Consider the following 18,024-nt stretch of genomic DNA (forward strand, 5'->3'; position numbering starts at 1 on the left):
ATAACCCGACCAATCCCTCGGCTGTGGTTCCAAACCACATCCCTTGCTTGAACCCGGTTGGATGGCGATTTCGAGATCACTGCGCAACGGGTGTGCGGCTCTCACGCTCGGCACCAGCTCGTGCGCCTTGGCGTTAAGTCTGACCGCATCGCTCGCACGGCTGCCGAGCGATGCGAGAAGACCACAGAGATGGCGAAACTTGGCTCCGATCGCCTAGTTGCAAGCGTTCAACCTTCCCTGGTGGATAACAAGAATCACGTTGACTTGCCTGCCCGTTTGCACCCGCGGCGGAGCACGCTGCGCAAGGATCCGACCGCACAACTACTAGGACGAGCCGCCTCCAACATGCGAAATTTTGTAGATCTAGCGCGGCTGCAAGCGACCATGGTGGGGTGTGGTTCCGAACCACACCCCCTAAACCCAAGATGGATTAGCTCGGGGTGTGATGCGTCCAACTTTCTTTAAGCGGTGAACAATCTCGCACATCGGTGCTTGCCGAACACTTTGCCCACCACTTGGTGGCTTGGCAGCAGTACCTCCAGGCCACATCGCAGCCCGGGACGCGTTTCGATCCATGAGGGGCGAGAGCGAGCAAACCGTCCGTGCTTTACTCGGCCCTGAACTGCCGTGTGTCGTAGTTGCTACTGCTTCCTTCGGGACGGGCCCCCGAACATGGTCGGCGGACGAAAATTCAAAGTTCGCCGCGTACTTTTCCCCTTAACTCTGAGCTGTCGAAGTCGCAACAGAGTCACTGCATCGCGTCTTGATTCAATCATCCGACGCCACTGACATCCAGTTGTGCGGCGCCAAACCTTCGTCCTGACTGCCGCCATGAGCTCGGAATAGCGACGGTTAGAGACGCTGATTGCTGTCAAGCGCCTCGCGTAGCTAGCACCGGCATTTTCCCTGCTCCAGCTCCAATGGCGTTGTGTCCCAGCAGCTACTATTTTCTAGACGGAAAGCGCTCCCTCGCGCACATCCGTCATGTCCGAACGCAGTTGCTTAGATAAAAGTGCGCACTTACTCTACACGCAAATCAGCTGCGGAATCCTGGTGGCGCGAGAGCGCCATGACGTTTTCGGTCGTCAGTGCACTTGTTCGCTCAACCCAGCAAGCGCAGCGGACTTGGTGCAGTGATCCGTGGAGCTCGAGAATGGGACGTCGGCCCCGCTGCGCCACATTCCCATTGGTAAAGCCAAAACGACTCACCATGCAGCGCCGCATTGATTCATCCTAAAGTAATCATCGGAGCACGAAGCGCCGCCTTGAGAGTGAATCTGAACAAAGTAAGCCGCCACTCGCCGGCATCAAAAGTGTGCGCTAAGTCATTGATTTATCAGGAGATCCGGTGAACCTGCTTTTGCATGAGGGGTTTGTGCATCGAAAAATAGCATGGATGATTATTGCGTGCGGCGCGCAGCTCCCAATGACAGGAGACAGGGCATAGGCGCTCCAAGCAGTGGCCGAAGCTGAACGACTGCACGCTTGTACGCATACGAGAGAGGCGCCCACATTGCCGAATCCGCTGTGTAGGCCACGACGGCGCCGTCGATTAGGGTGAGCCGGCCGAGATCTCGCCTTCGCGTTTCCAGCCAGTCACCAGCGGCGGGTTCAAGCCTCGACAGCAAGTGATCACGACAGGCAGTAGTCCCCCAACGCCAGTCGATCCATGCACCCAGCATCGGGCGACCGTTCAGTCCGCTGTGAGCGCGACCGGACCGTCCCACAGCGCGCCACAGGTCAAGACCGCTTGCGGGTCGCGACCGGTGTTTTGTCCCAAGCCGGCCCGCGCGCGCAAAAGGCCCCCCACGCTCACCAGCTCTTCTTCGTCAAGCCAACCGTGGAGCAAGAGCTCCAGCCAATTCTGAGCGTTGCCTGTGCTGTCGACCTTGTAGCTGGTAGCTCCACGCCCAAGCGTCCCAGTGAAGCGAGGCTTCCCCCAACACATCCCGCGGACTGGCAATGCACCCGCCCGCCCGTCAGCAGCACGCCCCCGCCCTTTAAGCCAAGGCTCGCTCGCTGTCGTTGACCAGCTGTGGTTCCGAACCACAGGCACACGGGCGCTGCGGCAGGGCAGAGAAGGTTCTCTGTGTTTTTCCTCACAGCCATCCTCCGATTAGCGCCAAAGTTCTATGTATGTGTTTTATGATGTATCTTTCTGAAACATTTACAACCGAAGAGACATGACTAATTCGAAGTTCCGCCGCACCGCTGCCGCATCCGCCGTTCTCACCGTTCTGCTGGCTTCCAGCACTGCCTTTGGCGCCAATCTGAATTTGGGGGCATCTGGTAGTGCTGGCGGCTCAAATAGCGGCGGCACCGCTGGCGCGGGCGGTTCCGCGGCTGTTGTGGCTGGGGATGCTGCGACTTCCATAGGCGCCGGGGGCAATGGAGGATCTGCAACTTCAGGTGGGGTTGCTGGCTCGGGTGGCAGCGGCTCAAGCGCTGGATCGAACGCTTCAGCGATCGGTGCTGGCGGCACAGGCGGCTCTGCAAGCAATGGGGCAACCGCCGGACTTGGGGGCGCAGGCGCGACCGCAAGCGGGTTGGGCACGACGGCGATCGGCACCGGAGGCAACGGTGGCGGTGCGACGACCGGCGGAACCGGCGGCAACGGAGGAGCTGGTGCCGTGGCAAGCGGCGCTGGAGCGACGGCCATCGGCGCGGGGGGATCGGGCGACGCAGGTTCGAATGGTCGAACAGCGGCCGCTGGCGGTGCAGGTGCTGCTGCTGCTGGAACAGGATCTATTGCTGTGGGCAGCGGCAGCTCTGCATCCGGCGCGCAGGCTGGCGGCGCGTCGGCAATCGCGATTGGAAGTGCGTCTGGCGGAAAACAAGGTGCAGTCGCCTCGGGCGAATCGAGCATGGCGATTGGTGGCGCGTCTGGAACGCAAAGTGGCGCAAGCGCCGCGGCCGCCAGCGGCGTTGCGTTGGGCGCTGGCAGCCAAGTCACTGGTGCTGCGACCAACAGCGTTGCCTTGGGGGCCGGCTCCGTGGCCAGCGCAGCCAACACCGTGTCGGTTGGTGGCAATGGTGTGACCCGTACGCTCACCAATGTCGCTTCAGGAAACGTTGCCAGTGGCAGCACGGACGCCGTCACTGGCGGTCAGTTGTTCAGCGTGCAGCAGACCGCGAACGAGGCGAAGGCCACCGCTGAATTTGCGTCGGCGATTGCGGGTCAGGCGGGCAAAGATGCCAACGCAGCCCAGCAGTCTGCAAACGCAGCAAACTCCATTGCGGGCACTGCACTGGACGTCGGCAACAAGGCTCAGACCACGGCCACCAATGCGCTGAGCACGGCGCAGACAGCAACGACGGCAGCAGGCACGGCGCAAGCTGCCGCGGACAACGCCCAGGCCACCGCCAGCAAAGCGCTGGGCGCGGCCGGCAATGCACAAACTACCGCTGACGGCGCTGTTTCAGCGGCGCAAGCAGCTGACAAGGCCGCGTTCATCGCGCAGCAAACAGCCAACTCCGCCAGCAACGTGGCCAGTGTGGCCCTCGGCGTCGGCAATACGGCGAACAATACGGCAAATAATGCGCTGAGCACCGCGCAAGGCGCGTCTGCGGCGGCAGGGGTGGCGCAGTCCAGCGCGAATGCCGCACAGGCGACGGCAAGCAAAGCTCAGGGCGCCGCCACCAACGCGCAGTCCACTGCCGACAGCGCGTTTGCTGCCGCCATGACGGCAGACAAGGCAGCCTTCGGTGCCCAGCAGACAGCCAACACGGCCAACAACCTGGCTGGCGTGGCTCTCGGCGTGGGAAACACGGCCAACAACACCGCGAACAACGCCCTCGCTGCAGCCGGCAACGCGCAGACGACCGCGAATTCAGGCGTTGCCGCTGCCGCCGCTGCACAGACGACGGCGAACAGCGGGGTTGCCGCGGCCGCCAACGCCCAGACGACGGCCAACGCAGGCGTGTCTGCTGCTGCCAACGCACAAACGACCGCGAACACCGCACTGGGCGCGGCCGCCAATGCACAGACCACGGCCAACACGGCGGTGAGCGCGGCCGCGGCTGCACAATCGATTGCCAACACAGGCGTGGCCGCTGCTGCCAATGCCCAAACAACCGCGAACACGGCTCTAGGCGCGGCTGCCAACGCACAGACCACGGCTGATGCCGGTGTTGCCGCTGCTGCGGCCGCGCAGACGACGGCGAATACGGGCGTGGCCGCGGCTGCCGCTTCGCAGACGACTGCCAACGCCGGCGTCGCTGCTGCTGCGGCTGCGCAGACGACGGCAAACACAGGCGTGGCTGCGGCTGCCAACGCACAGACGACTGCGAACACCGCAGTGAGCGCGGCCGCCGCGGCACAAACGACGGCCAACACAGGCGTTGCAGCTGCAGGCGCGGCTCAGACGACGGCGAACACCGCCCTGGGCGTGGCGAACAACTCGGCACAATACAGCGCGGGCGGGACCAACCTGCAACTGAACGCCAACGGCGGCGCAGGCTCGACCATCAGCAACGTGCGTGCCGGCGCGGCGCTCACCGATGCGGCCAACGTGGGCCAAGTGCAGCAGGCCCAGCAAGGCGCTATCACCAGCGCGAACAACTTCACCAGCCAGCAGGTCATGGCACTGCAGACGCTCATGAATCAGGCGTTCTCGAACGGGCTGTGCAGCTTCTCGGGCGGCAACGTCACCTGCGGCACGGGCGCGAGCGCCACTGGCCAGGGCGCCACCGCCTTCGGCCCGAATGCGCAGGCCAACGGCAACGACACCGTGGCGGTCGGCAACGGCGCGCAGGCCAGCCATGCGGGCTCGGTCGCCATCGGCGCGGGCGCGCGCGCGCTGGCCGATCCGACCACCGCGGTCGGCAACAACGCCCAGGCCCTCGGCAATGATTCGGTCGCGCTCGGCGCCAACACGCTCGCCACCGGCCGCAATGCCGTGGCACTAGGCCAGGGGTCGGTCGCCACGCGCGACAACAGCGTGTCGGTGGGCAACCAGGCTACCGGGCTCGCACGCACCATCACCAACGTCGCGCCGGGCGTGCTGCCCAGCGATGCCGTCAACGTCGGCCAGATGCAGCAAGCCGTCGCCACCGCGACCAACGAGCTCCGCAGCTTCGCCGCTCAGGGCATCGCGTCGGCGCTGGCCATGCCCAGCATCCCCATGCTCGCGCCCGGACAGCGCTGGGTGGGCGCCGCGGTCGGCAACTACGCGGGCGCCTCCGCGCTGGGCATGGCCTTCGGTTACCAGGTCAGCGAGCGCCTGAACCTCGGGCTGGGCGTGTCGACCGGAACCAGCGGCAGCGCCAACCACGTGGCCACGCGGGTGCAGGTCGGCTACGCCTGGTAAGCAATGCTTGACGGTGTTGCAGTGCGTCTTGCATGCGACACCGTCTCGCCGTGACTCACTGCTCCATCGTGGTTCGTAGAGCGCCTGCAAAGATGGTCACATACCAATCGCATGCCCCCAAACGGGAGAAGAGGGGCGCGAAGGTGCAGTCCCAGCGACAACGAGACGTTGATGCTGCTTTGCGAAGACTGAAGCAATGACGGCTTGAGGCCGGTTCTGGATTCAGGTTGCATCGTGCCGCGCCCAGCCGGCACGATGGAGTGCCCTCGGCGGACCCTCGCGCAGGCTGAGAAAAGTTAGATGGCAAGTTGGCGGAGGGCGGTGTCGCTCCGCATAAGCGGCCTGCGTTTCGAGACGACGTGCACCCGTGACCATTCTGGCTTTGCGCAAAGCCGCAGTCATGGCATCGGTTGCGAATGCACCCAACCTCCGGATGCCCGCCAGGGCTATGAGCGAGCGGGCGAGGTCTGGGCTTTGATGCGCGCGGGGTTCCCGACCACCGTCGCGCCTTGAGGCACGTCGCGGGTGACCACGCTCCCGGCTCCGATGACCGCATCATCACCTACCGTGATGCCGGGCAACAAAATGGCGCCGCCCCCGATCCATACGTTGCGCCCGATCCGAATAGGGCGGCCGAACTCGAGGCCGGTCTCGCGTTCCGCAGCGGTGCGCGGGTGGTCCGCGGTCAGGATCTGCACGTTGGGCCCGATTTGCGTCTTGTCCCCGATGTGGACTTCCACCACATCCAGGATGACACAGCCGAAGTTGAGGAACGCGCCCGACCCCAGATGGATGTTGAAGCCATAGTCGCAGTGAAAGGGCGGCCGGATCGTCGAGCCATCTCCCACCGAGCCCAGCCGCTCGGCCAGCAGCACGCGTCGATCGGCGGTGGCCATGCCCAGCGCGGCGTTGTAGCGCACCAGCCACTCCCGGGTCGCCGCCAGGTTACCCTGAAGCTCGGCGTCGCCCGCGTCATAAAGCTCGCCGGCCAGCATCTTCTGTTTCTCGGATCTCATCGAAGGCACTCCATGTCGTCGGTCGCGCCAGCCATGCAGGCCATGGCCGGCTGAAGACAAGCCTAAGCGCGCAGAGCAGCTATTGATGTAGGAGCCCGGGCGCAGTCAACCGGCCGATCGAAGGAGAGGACAGCCTTCATCTCGGCGTTGGGGGGCGAACATCCCCCTGGTGCAACTGGCCTGTTCCCAAGGTACTCAAAGACCTGCTTCAAGGTGTGCAGAACGTCGGCGCCCCCCCAACTGTTATCATGACCAATCAAAGACAGTTCGAGAGCGAGTGCGTATACGAACTAGCTGCCTGTAAACAGGTCCTGCACACCAGCAGGGGTAACAGAGCCTCGCAGCGATAGCCCTCGGGCTGTCAAGGAAAGGGCCTTCGGGCCCTTTTTCTTTGGCCGCGCCGATCCCAGCACCCTCCCCAAAAGAAACTCGACCAGGCATGGCCTGGTCGGGCTTAAGACCCTGGCTCTGACACCAGGGCGAGGTCTCACAGTGGCGACACCGTGAGGGGTAAGGCCGCTGTTAGAGCCTCATGCATCACGGTACTGCGCGCGCAGTTTGTCGAGTTCTGAATTGACAGCGTATCTGCTTGGCAACCGGCGGGCTCCGTGGCGGCGCATCCTTGATGAACACCTCGGACATGCTGTCCAGCCGGAAGTCAGTATTCGACGGAAAATCAACAACCCGTCCATGAGGCGAGAGGCCGTCGGCGCCTGCGTCCTCAGCCGACGGCGGCCGAAACGCGAGCCACTGCCCATGGTGAACTGACTGGACTCGCCCGACCATGGGCGCTGAAAGAGCCGGCGATCCAGCATGTCGTGTCTCGACGCTCTCCCGGCCGCAGCTGGTTCGCGGCACAAACGGGTGGAATTCGTCGTTGGCTCAGACATAGAGGGCGTCCGTGCCCGGCGAGGCGGCATTGGCTCGCGCGGAAAATCCCTCGTAGAAGAAAACTATGCTGTCCGCCGGGTCACCCGACAGTCTTGCCCTGACTTTGTCGAAGGTCATCATCGCCACGCTGAACTTCGGTGGCCCGACGACCAGGACGGGCTGCGACCGGGCTTCATGCCACTGGTAGGTGCCACCGTGTTGTCGACGCCCAACTTCGAGGATGTAAGACCCCATCAGCTCGACCAAGGCCTTCACATCCGCAGGCGGCATCTCCTTGGCATATGGTGACGCCTCCGCCAACATCTCCTCGACGGTGGCCAGACTTTGTTCGGAGTAATCGAGCCGTCCGCCGGCGCGCGCCTGAAACTGGGACACGGCCAGTGCGGCCTTGTCGCGGACCTGGGCCGCGAGGTCGAAGCCTTGAGCCGACGCCGGCGAAGGCTCCACCACAGTCAGGGCGAGCAACGCTGCGAGTGCTGGGACAAAGCGAAAAATGGTCATGCTGCGCGTCGGATGGGCGGGCAGGGGGAAGGCCCGCGATCGCGCGGAACACCACCCTGCCCGGAGTGCCTCTTTTGGGCTGCTGGGCGCAGCCGCGCAGCATCGTAGCGGCCCCGCGCCGATCCAGCGTGACTTGGCCCAAGGCCCATCTCAGGGCCAGCACCAGCGCGCACATGAAAGGGTCACGGCCGGTGAGCACCCACTCCCAGCGGTACTCTGGCAATAACTGCTGGCCTTGACGATCAAGCCGCCGCGGAACGCGGACGTCGATTCGGCATGGCTTCGCGCGAGGCGTATTCCGCCTTGGCCCGGTTGACTGCCTCTTCGGGCAGCAGTTGCAGCTTTCGGCAGCTCGAGCACTGATACAGGCGACGCTGAGAGAACAAGCGCATCCACCCCCGTCGCTCCACGCGTCCCAGGTGATTGGCAGTGCAGTCGCAGGCGGAGAAGAAAGACATGTTCGCAAAGAGAAGAGTTGCGTCCATCGTTGCCGACAAGCGTGACGGGTCCCTCGCTTGTCGTGGCCATGGTGAGGCGCATCACACATGGCGCGCTTTTCTTCCCTTGATGCCGGTCGCGAGGCGCAGCACCTGTGATTTGATTGCATTTTGTTTCATTGGGCTTAGCATTGCAACCAAATGATTACATTGTCTCGGTGCGCGGGTTGAGACCGGCGGAAGAAGTGCGCCTCGCGTGCGTGACCACCGTTTGGATCAGCCGGAAACGCCCTCCGGAGAGGTTGCCCATGACAGACACCATCTCGCAGGTTTTCGATTTGCCAAGGCAGTTGGACGACCGCGTGCGCGTGTCGCGTCCGGTCCGTGCCGTGTTCCATGTGGCATCCCGGGAGGAGGTGAACCGATGGCTCCTCGGGAAAAGCGGGGAGGCCATGACCGACCAAGACCTGGTGCTGAAGTACGTCGTTGAAGTCCGCGATCTCTCGCTCGACGATGAACCCTGCCTGTCCGTTGAGGACCTCGCGAGCGACAAGCGGGCTGCGGCGATGCTCGCCGCCGTCTTCCTCCGCAACATCGAAGGGTGAAGACTAACTTCACGCGCCCAAGGGCATAGGCAAGTCAGATTAGAAGCGGGGGGCATTGCCAACATGAGATTCGGACGCAACTTCGACCCTCAGCGCTGGAGCGCTGTGCGACCACGTTGTTTCGTTGGGCAGAAGGCGGCAACCCTGGACCAACGGCGAACGCCAAGGCTCACCCAGTCCGACCACAGATTTCGTCCTATCGTTGCCTCTTTGGTAGACATCGCGAAGCAGACTCGGCGCAGTCCATTCTCGATGGCGGCATGAGCGAGCGAAAAAAGCCGGCCCCGGCCACCCAGTGCAATGAGAGGTTCTTCCGGCGCTTAGATGGTCTGGACGGCTGGCACACCAATTTCCCATGGTCGAGGCCGCGCACGCTGATAGCGGCATCGAGTTGGCGGGACCGAAGACGGGACGACCCCATGTCGACACGCTCAATGGATCGAAGCATGCCAACATGAAGGAGTTGCGCTTCAAAGCTCACAACGGCTCGGAGATCTGGCGGGCGGCCTTCGCCTTCGGTCCGCAGCGAAAAGCCTATGTGCTGGTAGCCGGCGACAAGCAGGGGCAGGACGAGGCGGCGTTCTACAAGGCTCTGCTCAACATGGCCGACAAGTTCGACTCCCACCTGAAGAAACTCGCCAAGGACAAGAAGGAATCGACATGAGCACCACGCTGCGAAGCATCATCGAAGAGTTTTCCGTCGAGGATCAGAAGCTCATCCAGAGCAAAGCGACCGTCTTGGCAGAGGAGATGGTTCGTCATGCGGATTCATTGGCGGAGGTCCGCGCTGCGTTGGTCAAGACCCAGGAGGAGGTGGCGCGCGTTCTCAATGTCAGACAAAACGCTGTAGCTCAGCTGGAGAAGCGTTCGGACCTGCTGCTCTCTACATTGCGCAAGTACATAGAAGCAATGGGCGGAGAACTGGCCGTAGCTGTCAGAACTGAAACGGGCACTGTGATCATGCTTGATAGTCTGAGCTCCCTTGCCAAACCGTCGGCGCCGCGTCGCACGCGCGCGTCTGGCGTTGCGCGCAAGCGGCAGCCTCGTCCTGCCGGCAAGGCCAAGGTCGAGCGCGGAGGGGCCGCTGTCGCCTGACGACCCGTTCGGGCAAGAATGCATCGATATGCTAGATGCAACATGGCCAGTGCAGCGTGGGTGGCAGCCGCGGCTCGCGGCCGCTTCCTGAGCGAAGCCTGCGGCTAAGGACGAAGGCCGTTAGCTTGAATCCTGTGCAACAAGTGTCTCAATCAAGAGAGACGCATCGGCTCAATGGGATCACGCGCTGTTGGCGCGTCGAATCACCACGGGACCGACGCCCTCGTAAACCGTCGCACCGTCCTTGAGCGACGTGACTGACCAACGCGCACCAGGCGTCACCTTGTAGTCGCCCGGCGCCATCGGCAGCTCGCGCGTGTCTTGCACCTCGTCGCTGTACCAGACGGGTGTGACGAGCACGGAGGTCTCGGACAGGAAAAAATCAGCTTGGCTCATCCGGCGATTGTCGAGGTGGAGGGAGAAGACCGGGCACGTCGTACATGACCGCCCGGATGTGATCGCCAGCGTTGCGGTCCCAGTCACCATAGTGTTGGCCGATTTCGGCACACATGCCGACCACGAGCTCGGCAAATTCAAGGAGGGTAGGGCGCAGTGGCTCGTCCGGCGCCAGCTCGCCGGCCCGTCTGGCCATGGCCGCGTACTCGCCCTGGATGTCCACTTCAAACCGGCCGGACCTCGAAGAACGCCTCGTCGGTGTCCCCGAGATCTCGGAAGCCCGCGGTTCGTGCGGCGTCATAGGCCTTGGCCCAGCGTTGCGCCAGCGCCAACTCGTCCTTCGTGAGATCCGCACCGCTGGACTCGTAGGCGTTTTGGTAGGCACGCAGCGCCGACACCACATCCTCGCCGAGCTGGCGCTCGAGCTCACGCGTGAAGCGCTGCTCGGACACACGCACCACATCGGCCGTGGCGTGCGGGTAGTCCAGGAGCTTGGCAATGAAGGCAACGCGGTGCGGCTGCAGCAGGATGTCGAAGTTCAGCGGCGCGTCGACTGCCGCCTCGACCTCAAAAAGTTCAGTGTTGTTCATGGCGCATCCAGTCAAGGCTTCGTGCCTTCTGTGTGGTCGGGTTGTCGATGAAGAAGGTTGAGGTCAACACGACAGGTCGCGGGGAAATGAGGCCCTCACTGCGATCTCGAAGCAACGACGCCCGCCCGCTCGCGCTGCGCGCCAGCGGCAAACGACGGATCGCTTGCGTCGAAAGAAAACACCCGCTAAGCGGTGGCGAGTGCGGACTCCCTGGAACGACGCAGGCTCTCGGGCCTGCAGCCTGCTTCGGACACACAGAGAAGCCGCCAACTTGTCCATCAAAAGGGCAGCGCACAGAAGGTCGCCCGGATGTGATCGCCAGCGCTGCCGTCTCGCGGATGGCGGTACTGCTCCGCGGAGGCTGCGCAGAGCTCCGCCACGCCGTGCGCAAATTCCTTGAGATCCTCCGGAAGCGGCTGCCCGTGGTCGATCAGGCCGATGTTGCCGGCGAGGGTGCGGAATTTCTGCTCCGCTTGGACCTCGAAGCGGTCCGCGCCCGTGTCGAAGCCGAAGCGCTGACGCGCACACTCCTCGGGAGGCCGGTGGCTCAGGAAGGGGTACACCGCATGGGCTTCGAACGTCAGGTATTCGATATCGACGCGGCCCTGATGCAGACGCTGGTACTCGTCGCTGAAGCGCCGGGTCCAATCGCGCTTGGCGTCACGTCGCGTTGCAAGGCGGATGAACTCCCCATCGGATACGGGGTTGTCGAGCGCCGACTCGGCGCCGGGCAGGGGCGGGGTGATGGCCATGGACTATCTCCAATAACTGTATAAAAATACAGTATCAACCCGCCGCAACCCGACCGTCAATGGGTTCCCGAGCGCAGAATTCAGCCAAGCCATGTGCACCCGCTACATCACCCCCGAAGACCGCGAGATCGAAGCTGCTTGGTACATCGGCGCGCGCAGCGCTGAGCGCTGGATGCGCAGCATGCGGCCGCTTGCCACCGGCGTCTTCATCCGCCGCGATCGCGAGCGCACCGAGTACACGCGTGAGTTGGTGGCAGGGCAGTGGGGGCTGATCCCAGCGCACTCGCCAAGCCATATTCCCCAAAACAAGCCGCGAAAAGGCGAGACGAAGTCCCAGCGGCTGTCGACCTACAACGCCCGGTTCGATGGGATCGAGAAGAAGCCGACCTTCAAGGATGCATGGGCCCACAGCCGGCGCTGCGTGATCCTCGCCGACAGCTTCGATGAGCCCTGCTGGGAAACTGGCGCCAACGTGTGGTGGCGCTTCAAACGCACCGACGGCCGCCCTTGGGCGCTCGCGGGCCTGTGGAGCCCCTGGCTGGACCGCGAGACCGGTGAGATGTGGGAGAGCTTCACCATGATCACGATCAACGCCAACCTCCACCCGATCATGGCCAGGATGCACAAGCCAGAGGTCGACAAGGCGACAAAGAGGTCACTCGAGGTGCAGGACAAGCGCTCGGTCGTCGCCATCGAGGAGCACGACATTGATCGCTGGCTCACCTGCTCACCAGAGGAAGCCCGAGAGATGGTCGAGCTCATCCCCGTTCACCTGATCGACGCCGCACCGGCGCCGACCGTGCCCGAGGTGGCCGAGGCAGGTCAACAGCGAGAAGTCGAATCCTCGGAAGAACGCTGAGCTTCCACCGCGGCCCATGGCGGAAACCGACGAGCCGAGGGCCGTGCTACTGCCCAGTTGATGGCATTTGAGATACGGAGTCCAGCGGGCACTCGGTGCGACCGCAGAGTGCCAGGTAAAGCAGAACGTCGGTGTCGAGCTCCGGCGCTACTTGGCCTCAGCAGCAGTGAGAGCGCCGACGGCTGTGATCGCGTTGCCTGACTCGTTCGCCATACCTGGCTCGACATCACGCCATTGTTTCGGGCTGGTAGAGCGAACTTCCTCCTTGAGGATGTAGGGCAGGGAACAGCGGCGTGTGTACATGCGCGGAACGTGCGAGTCGTTCAAAACATTTCCGAGCCTCTGGATGTCATGCACGAATGGCCGTGCTCAGCATGGTGGGAAGTGCTGCGCAAGCTGGTGAATCTTCGCTGGCTTCAGGCATGACGCGGCGTACGAGGCGATGAGTTTGTGAGTACGCACGGCGTTAGCGCATTTACGTGCCGGGTGTTCCCCCGGTGAACTGGCTCAGGCATCGTTTGCTCGACCCGGCTGATCCCGCGCGCCTGTTGCTCGGGCTCCTGCAGTCCCCGCGTGGTGGAGCCCTGAGAAGAAGCATGGCGTAGTGCGGCTGCTTCACGCGGTCTGCTGCGACGAGGGCCTTCCTGTCACATCGATATCAGCTTTCCTGCCTACTTCCTCATTGTCAGCCGCACAAAGGTATTCATCGTGCGCAGCGCAACTCTTCGACGCGTGGCCCGCGCTTAAGCATTGGCGGAAAGGGTGGAAGTTTTGTCGCTGTGCTGCGAGAACGTCCTTTCTAGACTGAACCAAGAAAGCAACGGGCCCACAGCAGCACATCAAGAGTCCGGCATCACATTCGAAAAGGAACCCATCCATGCGCAAGAAAAGGAATCTGCCATTCCTTGAGCGACGCCCTGGCGGCAGCCTTCGGCTCTACAAGCCTCGAGTGAATGAGGACTTCGCCTCAACTTTCGAATTCTTCCTGGACATGGAGAGGGCACTGGTCCGCGCCAACAACCTACAGGCCAAGTTCGACGTGATCGCGCGGTACGCGCGACGGCTTGGCTTCGAACGTTGCGCCTACGGCGTCAGAATTTTTGACTCGTTTACGCGCCCTAAGACGCGCATGATCAACAACTACAGTACGGCTTGGCAGCAGCGCTACCAGGAGGCGGGTTACCTGGGCATTGACCCAAGCGTAGCGCACGGCTTGCGATCCCATGCACCGCTAGTCTGGAGCACCGAACTCTTCAGGAGCGCCCCTCAGCTCTGGGACGAGGCGCGAGAATGCGGGTTGCGCTACGGATGGGCTCAGTCGTTCTTCGATGCAGATGGCTGCGTAGGCATGCTGACAGTCGCTAGGTCCCACGAAAAGCTCACGTCCTCGGAACTTGCAATCCTCGGCTATCAGCTTCACTTGCTCGCCGATGCCGCCCACCGACACTTGTCGGCTCAGGTTCGAAGGGAAGAGCCTGACGACTTTCCCCTCCTGTCCGACCGAGAGCTCGAGGTATTGCGCTGGACGGCGGATGGCAAGACATCAGAAGAGGCCGGCATCCTCCTGGAGGTTTCCCCCAACACAATCAAGTTCCATATGAAGAAGGTGATCGAGAAGCTGTCCGTGGCTAACAAGGTAGCCGCTATCGCTCGCGTGGTGAGCCGTGGCCTGCTGGTATGACGGTGTAGCAAACCCACTGGAACAAATCCGAAGGGAGGCACATAGAGCCGGCATCATCCGCGCCGCGTCGGCACTAGTTCGAATCCCACACTCTCCGCCAAGAACCTGTGTAAGCCGTTGAAAAATAAAAGCTTTTTGGGCTAGCAGGGCGTGACTGATAAGTCAACTCACATGGGTGTGTAGCGCTCATGTGCTTTCCGAAGTTGACCGCAGCCTTACCGTCGCATAAGACGTGGCTTAAATCTGCCTAGGCATCAATATACGGCGAGTCGTGTTTGCTTTGATTTTTGGATCGATGTGACTGTGCCGCATCACGCAATTTAATCCAGGGGCGTGACCCATTCCAACCTGTGTCAAACGGGGGGAGAGGGGTCGTCCGCGTGATTCTGGGCACTTCTTTCCCCAAACGGAGAGAAAGATGCCCTTTGTGATTGATCAAGCTGTGGAAGACCACGGCCCTATTTATGCCGGTCTGCTTCGCTTGCCCGAAGTCTTGGAATTGACCAAGCTGCGCAAAACCAAGTTGTACGAGCTCATCCAAGCGGGCTTGGCGCCGGCACCCATCAAGTATCCCGCTGTCAACGGTGCCATCAAGCGCAACAGCACCTCGTATTGGCTTAAGAGCGAATGGATGCAGTGGCTCGAAGATCAGGCCGCCGAGCGTGATGCTCAGTTGTACAAACTTGCCCAGGCGGGGCTGCACGGCATTTGGGCTGCCGGTCGCCCGCTTCAAGAGGAGTCGCGCAAACCCTCTGGAGATCGCGCATGAGGATCGAAGACGAATCTGGGGAGCTCAAGAAAGTTAGCTCGATCAGTGGCGCTGACTGGCTTAGCGCGGAACTCCCCGCACCTCTCATGATGTTTGACGGCCTTTTTGAAGAGTCAGCGGTAACCCATGTCGCCGTGGCCCCCGGGGTTGACGTGAGGCGGCTGACGGTGAACATCGTCTGCTCTATCGCAGGTGGTACGAAGTGCCTGGGTCATTTCGATGCCACACGTCCTCGAAAAACCTGGTACCTGAGTGCCTCCGCCGAAGCGCACTCGGAGCAGTTGCGATTTCACCAACATGCGGATACCTTGGACGCGACTGCGCGAGAACATGTCAGAAACAATCTGATGATCTATCAGCCCAGCTTTGATCGTGAGCTGACCCCGGTGGAAATCGAGCATGCTGAAGGGCGCAATGCGCTCACAGCTTCCATGCCAGAAGGGACTGAGTGCGTAGTGATCGACGATATCGTCGCGCTAATGGCCATCGGTAGTCTGGATTGGTTTGCACGCCAGAATATTCATGAGTGGATTCGCAGCTTTGCTCATGGCGGCGTGGCGGTCATATACATGCAGTGCATCACGGTCACTCAGCGCCTGAATGAGGTGGATGAGAAAAACACTGTCTACATTGAACCGGACCCGACGGCTCCCACGGAGTTCGGGGGCGGATGCCTCGTTCAACGCGGCAGGTTCGATGATGCAGATCACCTCCCGAAGACCGTGGGCTGCTGGTGGACGCTCATGAACCGAGTTCTCGAATGGACCTAGGGTGCAAAACCACGAGAGTGTTCGGTCTTCGTACCTCCGCGGGTTACTTGCCGTCACCAGTCCAGTTGAGTACAGGCTTAAGCACCTCGGTGTGAAGTGTGAGTCGCACAAGAGCTCATCAGCTCGTGGCATCGGAGGCCACCCTGGCTGTCGTGATGTCGAGATAGCCGACGATGCGCTTGCCTTGCTGCCTGCCCTCATCCTCACGAGGAGCAAGCCCGCCGCGAAGCGCCGAGCGTGACAGTAGCCAATTTGCGGCGACGCAGGAGGTCTCTGGAATAACGATGCAGCTCGGACATGCGCCTCCGTCGGCATCGCACAAGCTGCCCGAGCCGCACATCAGCGTCCTCGGCTCCAATATGTGTTCAAGAAACACCGTGTTGTAGTTGCGCCAGAGCGCCGATAGGTTCCCAAGGTCCATCGTCGTTCCGTTGCGGTAGACCACGAAAGACAGATCCGCTGGGAACAGGTACTCCCCGAGGCTGCCCATGTCCAGCCCCGAGAACTCCGCGACCGCCTTCATCAGCGTGTGTGCATAAGTGTGCAGCAGCGTGTAGACGTATCGGTAGGTGTTTGCCGGTCCCGGCTCCAGGTCCGAGAAGTACTTTCCGAACGGTGCAGCGCTCTCCAGGATGTGAGCTCCGAGCTTCAAGTCGCCTGCGGGGTTCCACTCCGGCAAGTCGTTCACGCCGATGGCGCGCAGCCACGCGTAGACAAGTTCCGGGTTTAGGCGCGCGTAGATGGCCTCGTTGGCCTGGGTGACGACGTAGATAGGAATCTTGCCGTTGCCCAGCGGCTGAAAGAGGTTCAGTCGAACCGGGAGCATGAGCTCCTGCTGATCGCTTTTTTCGATGAGCGGATCGGTTGACATGCGGGTGAAGCCGTGCGTGAAGCGGCACAAGTCGAACTCACGGATGAGGCCCATCTCAGCGAGCCCCATGGCAGAGAGGACGCGTGATGTTTTCGCCTTCTGCGCGTCGAGCTCTGCTTGGGTTCTAGGGGCAAGGTCACGGTCGGGTTCCGTGAAGCGTACAAATGGCGAGTGCTCGTCAGCCACGCTCAGTTTGGTGAGCTTGCTGCGACGCAGGGCCTCGTGCTCAACGGCGAGCACGAGGGGGTCGTAGCGACTTCCGAACTCGGCGCGCCGGTCGATTTGCGCCGACAGCCATGGCGGCGGCTCGTGCTTGACAGGAACAAGGCCCGGCGTGGCCCTCCAGTCATCGACCATGACGCGCAGCTTCGTTGCCAACTCGTCGCACATGGGAGACGGCAAGGCCTGCCGCATACGATCAAGGTCTTCGTACAGAGACACCTTGGCAGTCTGCCCAGCCTTCCTCATCATCTCGACAACCTCAGCATCGGAGGGTGGCTTGACTCCAAGACCGAAGCGTTCCGAGGCAAAGCCCACCAGGTCTTCCGCATTGCCTTCCTGCAGCATCAGCAGCAGGTCGCGTTCGCCTGCTGCGAAGACGATGAACTGCTCACTGTGCGGGTAGAAGGCCGGTGCTGCTCGGTACGAGATCGGCTCCATGCGTCGCCAGCGAGGCGGGCGCTGCAAGCACTCGTCCCCTAGCAGTTGTGTGGTTTCAGGGTCGTTTTGCAGCCAACTATCCCCTTCTTTGTGCCCGTTCTCGCACTCGAAAACCCACTCACCAATGCGCGGCGACTTGTCGATGAGGTAGAACCTCCGGCTCTGGCAGACGGCGCATGCCTGGATCGGGGCTTTCACCTTCTGCTCAGGCTGACTCCATTCCCACTTGCCCGAACTCGGCGGCTCCCAATTGCCCGACCAGTGCACAAAGATGACGTCAAGCTGCCGCCAACGGCATTTACCCTTGTCCTCGGGCTTGCGGGTGTCGCACTGGTCGAACTTGAGCTCGCCAATCTGGGTGAAAGCCTCCCGAACGGACTCGAACTTCCGAAACCGCCCGCACGTGTTGCACACAAAGTCCAGCGGTGCAGGTACGTAGCTCATGGCCTTGGGATCAACGAGCTCGAACCGATTCGGTGGCGGCGCCTTGAAGGTCCCGTCTGGCAACAATGCGGGGTCAAGGCACTGAGTAGGGAGTACCGCCGCCTTGTCAGTGCCGCCTAGCATCGCACGGCTGAACCAGCTCTGCCAGATCTCGCGCAAGCGAAGGTGAATTTGGGTCGCGGTCTCGTTGGTGATGTCGGCTTTTGTTGGGCTTTGGCTCTGGTCAGCCATGGACAGACAAGCGCCCAGACCACCTTCAAACGTGAACAGAGCGCCAGGCGCATAGGCGGTGGCTAGCTGCCCGCGCGAGCGAATCATTCGTGCGGCCGAAGGCTCGCGCTCTTCGATATCACCGCGGGAGGTTTTTCTTGTTGCCAT

General features: G+C 62.1%; 15 protein-coding genes. 9 read left to right on the top strand and 6 right to left on the bottom strand.

Features of this window, described 5'->3' with window-relative positions; genetic code table 11:
- Positions 1–2,691 precede the first annotated feature (2,691 nt).
- A complete protein-coding gene (locus ACODT0_RS23645) occupies positions 2,692–3,039 on the top strand; it encodes a hypothetical protein (protein ID WP_489042424.1) in 348 nt (115 codons plus the stop codon).
- A complete protein-coding gene (locus tag ACODT0_RS23650; protein WP_489042425.1) occupies positions 3,036–5,309 on the top strand; it encodes a YadA family autotransporter adhesin in 2,274 nt (757 codons plus the stop codon). The genes ACODT0_RS23645 and ACODT0_RS23650 overlap by 4 nt, the downstream gene beginning before the upstream one ends.
- Positions 5,310–5,755: 446 nt before the next feature.
- On the opposite strand, the gene ACODT0_RS23655 is transcribed toward ACODT0_RS23650, so the two are convergent.
- Both ACODT0_RS23655 and ACODT0_RS23660 read right to left on the bottom strand, forming a co-directional pair.
- The gene (locus ACODT0_RS23655) at positions 5,756–6,325 is read right to left on the bottom strand and encodes a sugar O-acetyltransferase (RefSeq protein ID WP_296736328.1); all 570 of its coding nucleotides are present in this window, start codon (positions 6,323–6,325) and stop codon (positions 5,756–5,758) included.
- Positions 6,326–7,207: 882 nt separating this feature from the next.
- Positions 7,208–7,717 carry a hypothetical protein gene (locus tag ACODT0_RS23660; protein WP_413764976.1) on the bottom strand — a complete coding sequence of 170 codons (510 nt, stop codon included), beginning with the start codon at positions 7,715–7,717 and terminating at the stop codon, positions 7,208–7,210.
- A gap of 745 nt (positions 7,718–8,462) precedes the next feature.
- On the opposite strand from ACODT0_RS23660, the gene ACODT0_RS23665 reads away from it, so the two are divergent.
- The 3 genes from ACODT0_RS23665 to ACODT0_RS23675 all read left to right on the top strand — a co-directional run bounded on the left by ACODT0_RS23665 (position 8,463) and on the right by ACODT0_RS23675 (position 9,854).
- Positions 8,463–8,759, top strand: a complete 297-nt coding sequence (locus ACODT0_RS23665; protein ID WP_489042426.1) for a hypothetical protein — start codon at positions 8,463–8,465, stop codon at positions 8,757–8,759.
- Positions 8,760–9,114: 355 nt separating this feature from the next.
- Entirely contained in the window at positions 9,115–9,423 is a 309-nt protein-coding gene (locus ACODT0_RS23670) for a type II toxin-antitoxin system RelE/ParE family toxin (RefSeq protein WP_489042427.1), read from the top strand.
- Positions 9,420–9,854 carry a helix-turn-helix domain-containing protein gene (locus ACODT0_RS23675; protein WP_489042428.1) on the top strand — a complete coding sequence of 145 codons (435 nt, stop codon included), beginning with the start codon at positions 9,420–9,422 and terminating at the stop codon, positions 9,852–9,854. Before ACODT0_RS23670 ends, ACODT0_RS23675 begins: the two co-directional genes overlap by 4 nt.
- 180 nt (positions 9,855–10,034) lie before the next feature.
- On the opposite strand, the gene ACODT0_RS23680 is transcribed toward ACODT0_RS23675, so the two are convergent.
- The 3 genes from ACODT0_RS23680 to ACODT0_RS23690 form a co-directional block, all read right to left on the bottom strand.
- Complete coding sequence (locus ACODT0_RS23680; protein ID WP_489042429.1) at positions 10,035–10,250, bottom strand: hypothetical protein; 216 nt, start codon at positions 10,248–10,250, stop codon at positions 10,035–10,037.
- Positions 10,251–10,474: 224 nt separating this feature from the next.
- Positions 10,475–10,840 (bottom strand): hypothetical protein, encoded by a 366-nt coding sequence (locus ACODT0_RS23685; RefSeq protein WP_489042430.1) that lies wholly within the window; start codon positions 10,838–10,840, stop codon positions 10,475–10,477.
- 278 nt (positions 10,841–11,118) lie between these two features.
- Positions 11,119–11,592, bottom strand: coding sequence for a hypothetical protein (locus ACODT0_RS23690; protein ID WP_489042431.1), 474 nt, complete (start codon positions 11,590–11,592; stop codon positions 11,119–11,121).
- Between the two features lie 91 nt (positions 11,593–11,683).
- Between ACODT0_RS23690 and ACODT0_RS23695 the strand changes: the two genes are divergently transcribed.
- From ACODT0_RS23695 to ACODT0_RS23710, 4 genes are all read left to right on the top strand, one after another.
- Entirely contained in the window at positions 11,684–12,451 is a 768-nt protein-coding gene (locus tag ACODT0_RS23695) for an SOS response-associated peptidase (protein WP_489042432.1), read from the top strand.
- Positions 12,452–13,328: 877 nt separating this feature from the next.
- Positions 13,329–14,132 (top strand): autoinducer binding domain-containing protein, encoded by an 804-nt coding sequence (locus ACODT0_RS23700; RefSeq protein WP_489042433.1) that lies wholly within the window; start codon positions 13,329–13,331, stop codon positions 14,130–14,132.
- Between the two features lie 418 nt (positions 14,133–14,550).
- Positions 14,551–14,901, top strand: a complete 351-nt coding sequence (locus tag ACODT0_RS23705; RefSeq protein WP_489042434.1) for a helix-turn-helix transcriptional regulator — start codon at positions 14,551–14,553, stop codon at positions 14,899–14,901.
- Positions 14,898–15,671 carry a hypothetical protein gene (locus tag ACODT0_RS23710; protein ID WP_489042435.1) on the top strand — a complete coding sequence of 258 codons (774 nt, stop codon included), beginning with the start codon at positions 14,898–14,900 and terminating at the stop codon, positions 15,669–15,671. Before ACODT0_RS23705 ends, ACODT0_RS23710 begins: the two co-directional genes overlap by 4 nt.
- Positions 15,672–15,789: 118 nt before the next feature.
- Here the strand turns inward: ACODT0_RS23710 and ACODT0_RS23715 are convergent, their stop codons facing one another.
- Positions 15,790–18,024 (bottom strand): DUF8724 domain-containing protein, encoded by a 2,235-nt coding sequence (locus ACODT0_RS23715; protein ID WP_489042446.1) that lies wholly within the window; start codon positions 18,022–18,024, stop codon positions 15,790–15,792.

Source organism: Variovorax sp. FG153 (genome assembly GCF_057809595.1).

Bases quoted from the DNA above. Each gene is read 5' to 3' on its own strand.
- ACODT0_RS23645 (WP_489042424.1), top strand. From the start codon at position 2,692: ATGGTCGAACAGCGGCCGCTGGCGGTGCAGGTGCTGCTGCTGCTGGAA.
- ACODT0_RS23655 (WP_296736328.1), bottom strand. From the start codon at position 6,325: ATGAGATCCGAGAAACAGAAGATGCTGGCCGGCGAGCTTTATGACGCG.
- ACODT0_RS23660 (WP_413764976.1), bottom strand. From the start codon at position 7,717: ATGACCATTTTTCGCTTTGTCCCAGCACTCGCAGCGTTGCTCGCCCTG.
- ACODT0_RS23665 (WP_489042426.1), top strand. From the start codon at position 8,463: ATGACAGACACCATCTCGCAGGTTTTCGATTTGCCAAGGCAGTTGGAC.
- ACODT0_RS23670 (WP_489042427.1), top strand. From the start codon at position 9,115: ATGGTCGAGGCCGCGCACGCTGATAGCGGCATCGAGTTGGCGGGACCG.
- ACODT0_RS23675 (WP_489042428.1), top strand. From the start codon at position 9,420: ATGAGCACCACGCTGCGAAGCATCATCGAAGAGTTTTCCGTCGAGGAT.
- ACODT0_RS23680 (WP_489042429.1), bottom strand. From the start codon at position 10,250: ATGAGCCAAGCTGATTTTTTCCTGTCCGAGACCTCCGTGCTCGTCACA.
- ACODT0_RS23685 (WP_489042430.1), bottom strand. From the start codon at position 10,840: ATGAACAACACTGAACTTTTTGAGGTCGAGGCGGCAGTCGACGCGCCG.
- ACODT0_RS23690 (WP_489042431.1), bottom strand. From the start codon at position 11,592: ATGGCCATCACCCCGCCCCTGCCCGGCGCCGAGTCGGCGCTCGACAAC.
- ACODT0_RS23695 (WP_489042432.1), top strand. From the start codon at position 11,684: ATGTGCACCCGCTACATCACCCCCGAAGACCGCGAGATCGAAGCTGCT.
- ACODT0_RS23700 (WP_489042433.1), top strand. From the start codon at position 13,329: ATGCGCAAGAAAAGGAATCTGCCATTCCTTGAGCGACGCCCTGGCGGC.
- ACODT0_RS23705 (WP_489042434.1), top strand. From the start codon at position 14,551: ATGCCCTTTGTGATTGATCAAGCTGTGGAAGACCACGGCCCTATTTAT.
- ACODT0_RS23710 (WP_489042435.1), top strand. From the start codon at position 14,898: ATGAGGATCGAAGACGAATCTGGGGAGCTCAAGAAAGTTAGCTCGATC.
- ACODT0_RS23715 (WP_489042446.1), bottom strand. From the start codon at position 18,024: ATGGCAACAAGAAAAACCTCCCGCGGTGATATCGAAGAGCGCGAGCCT.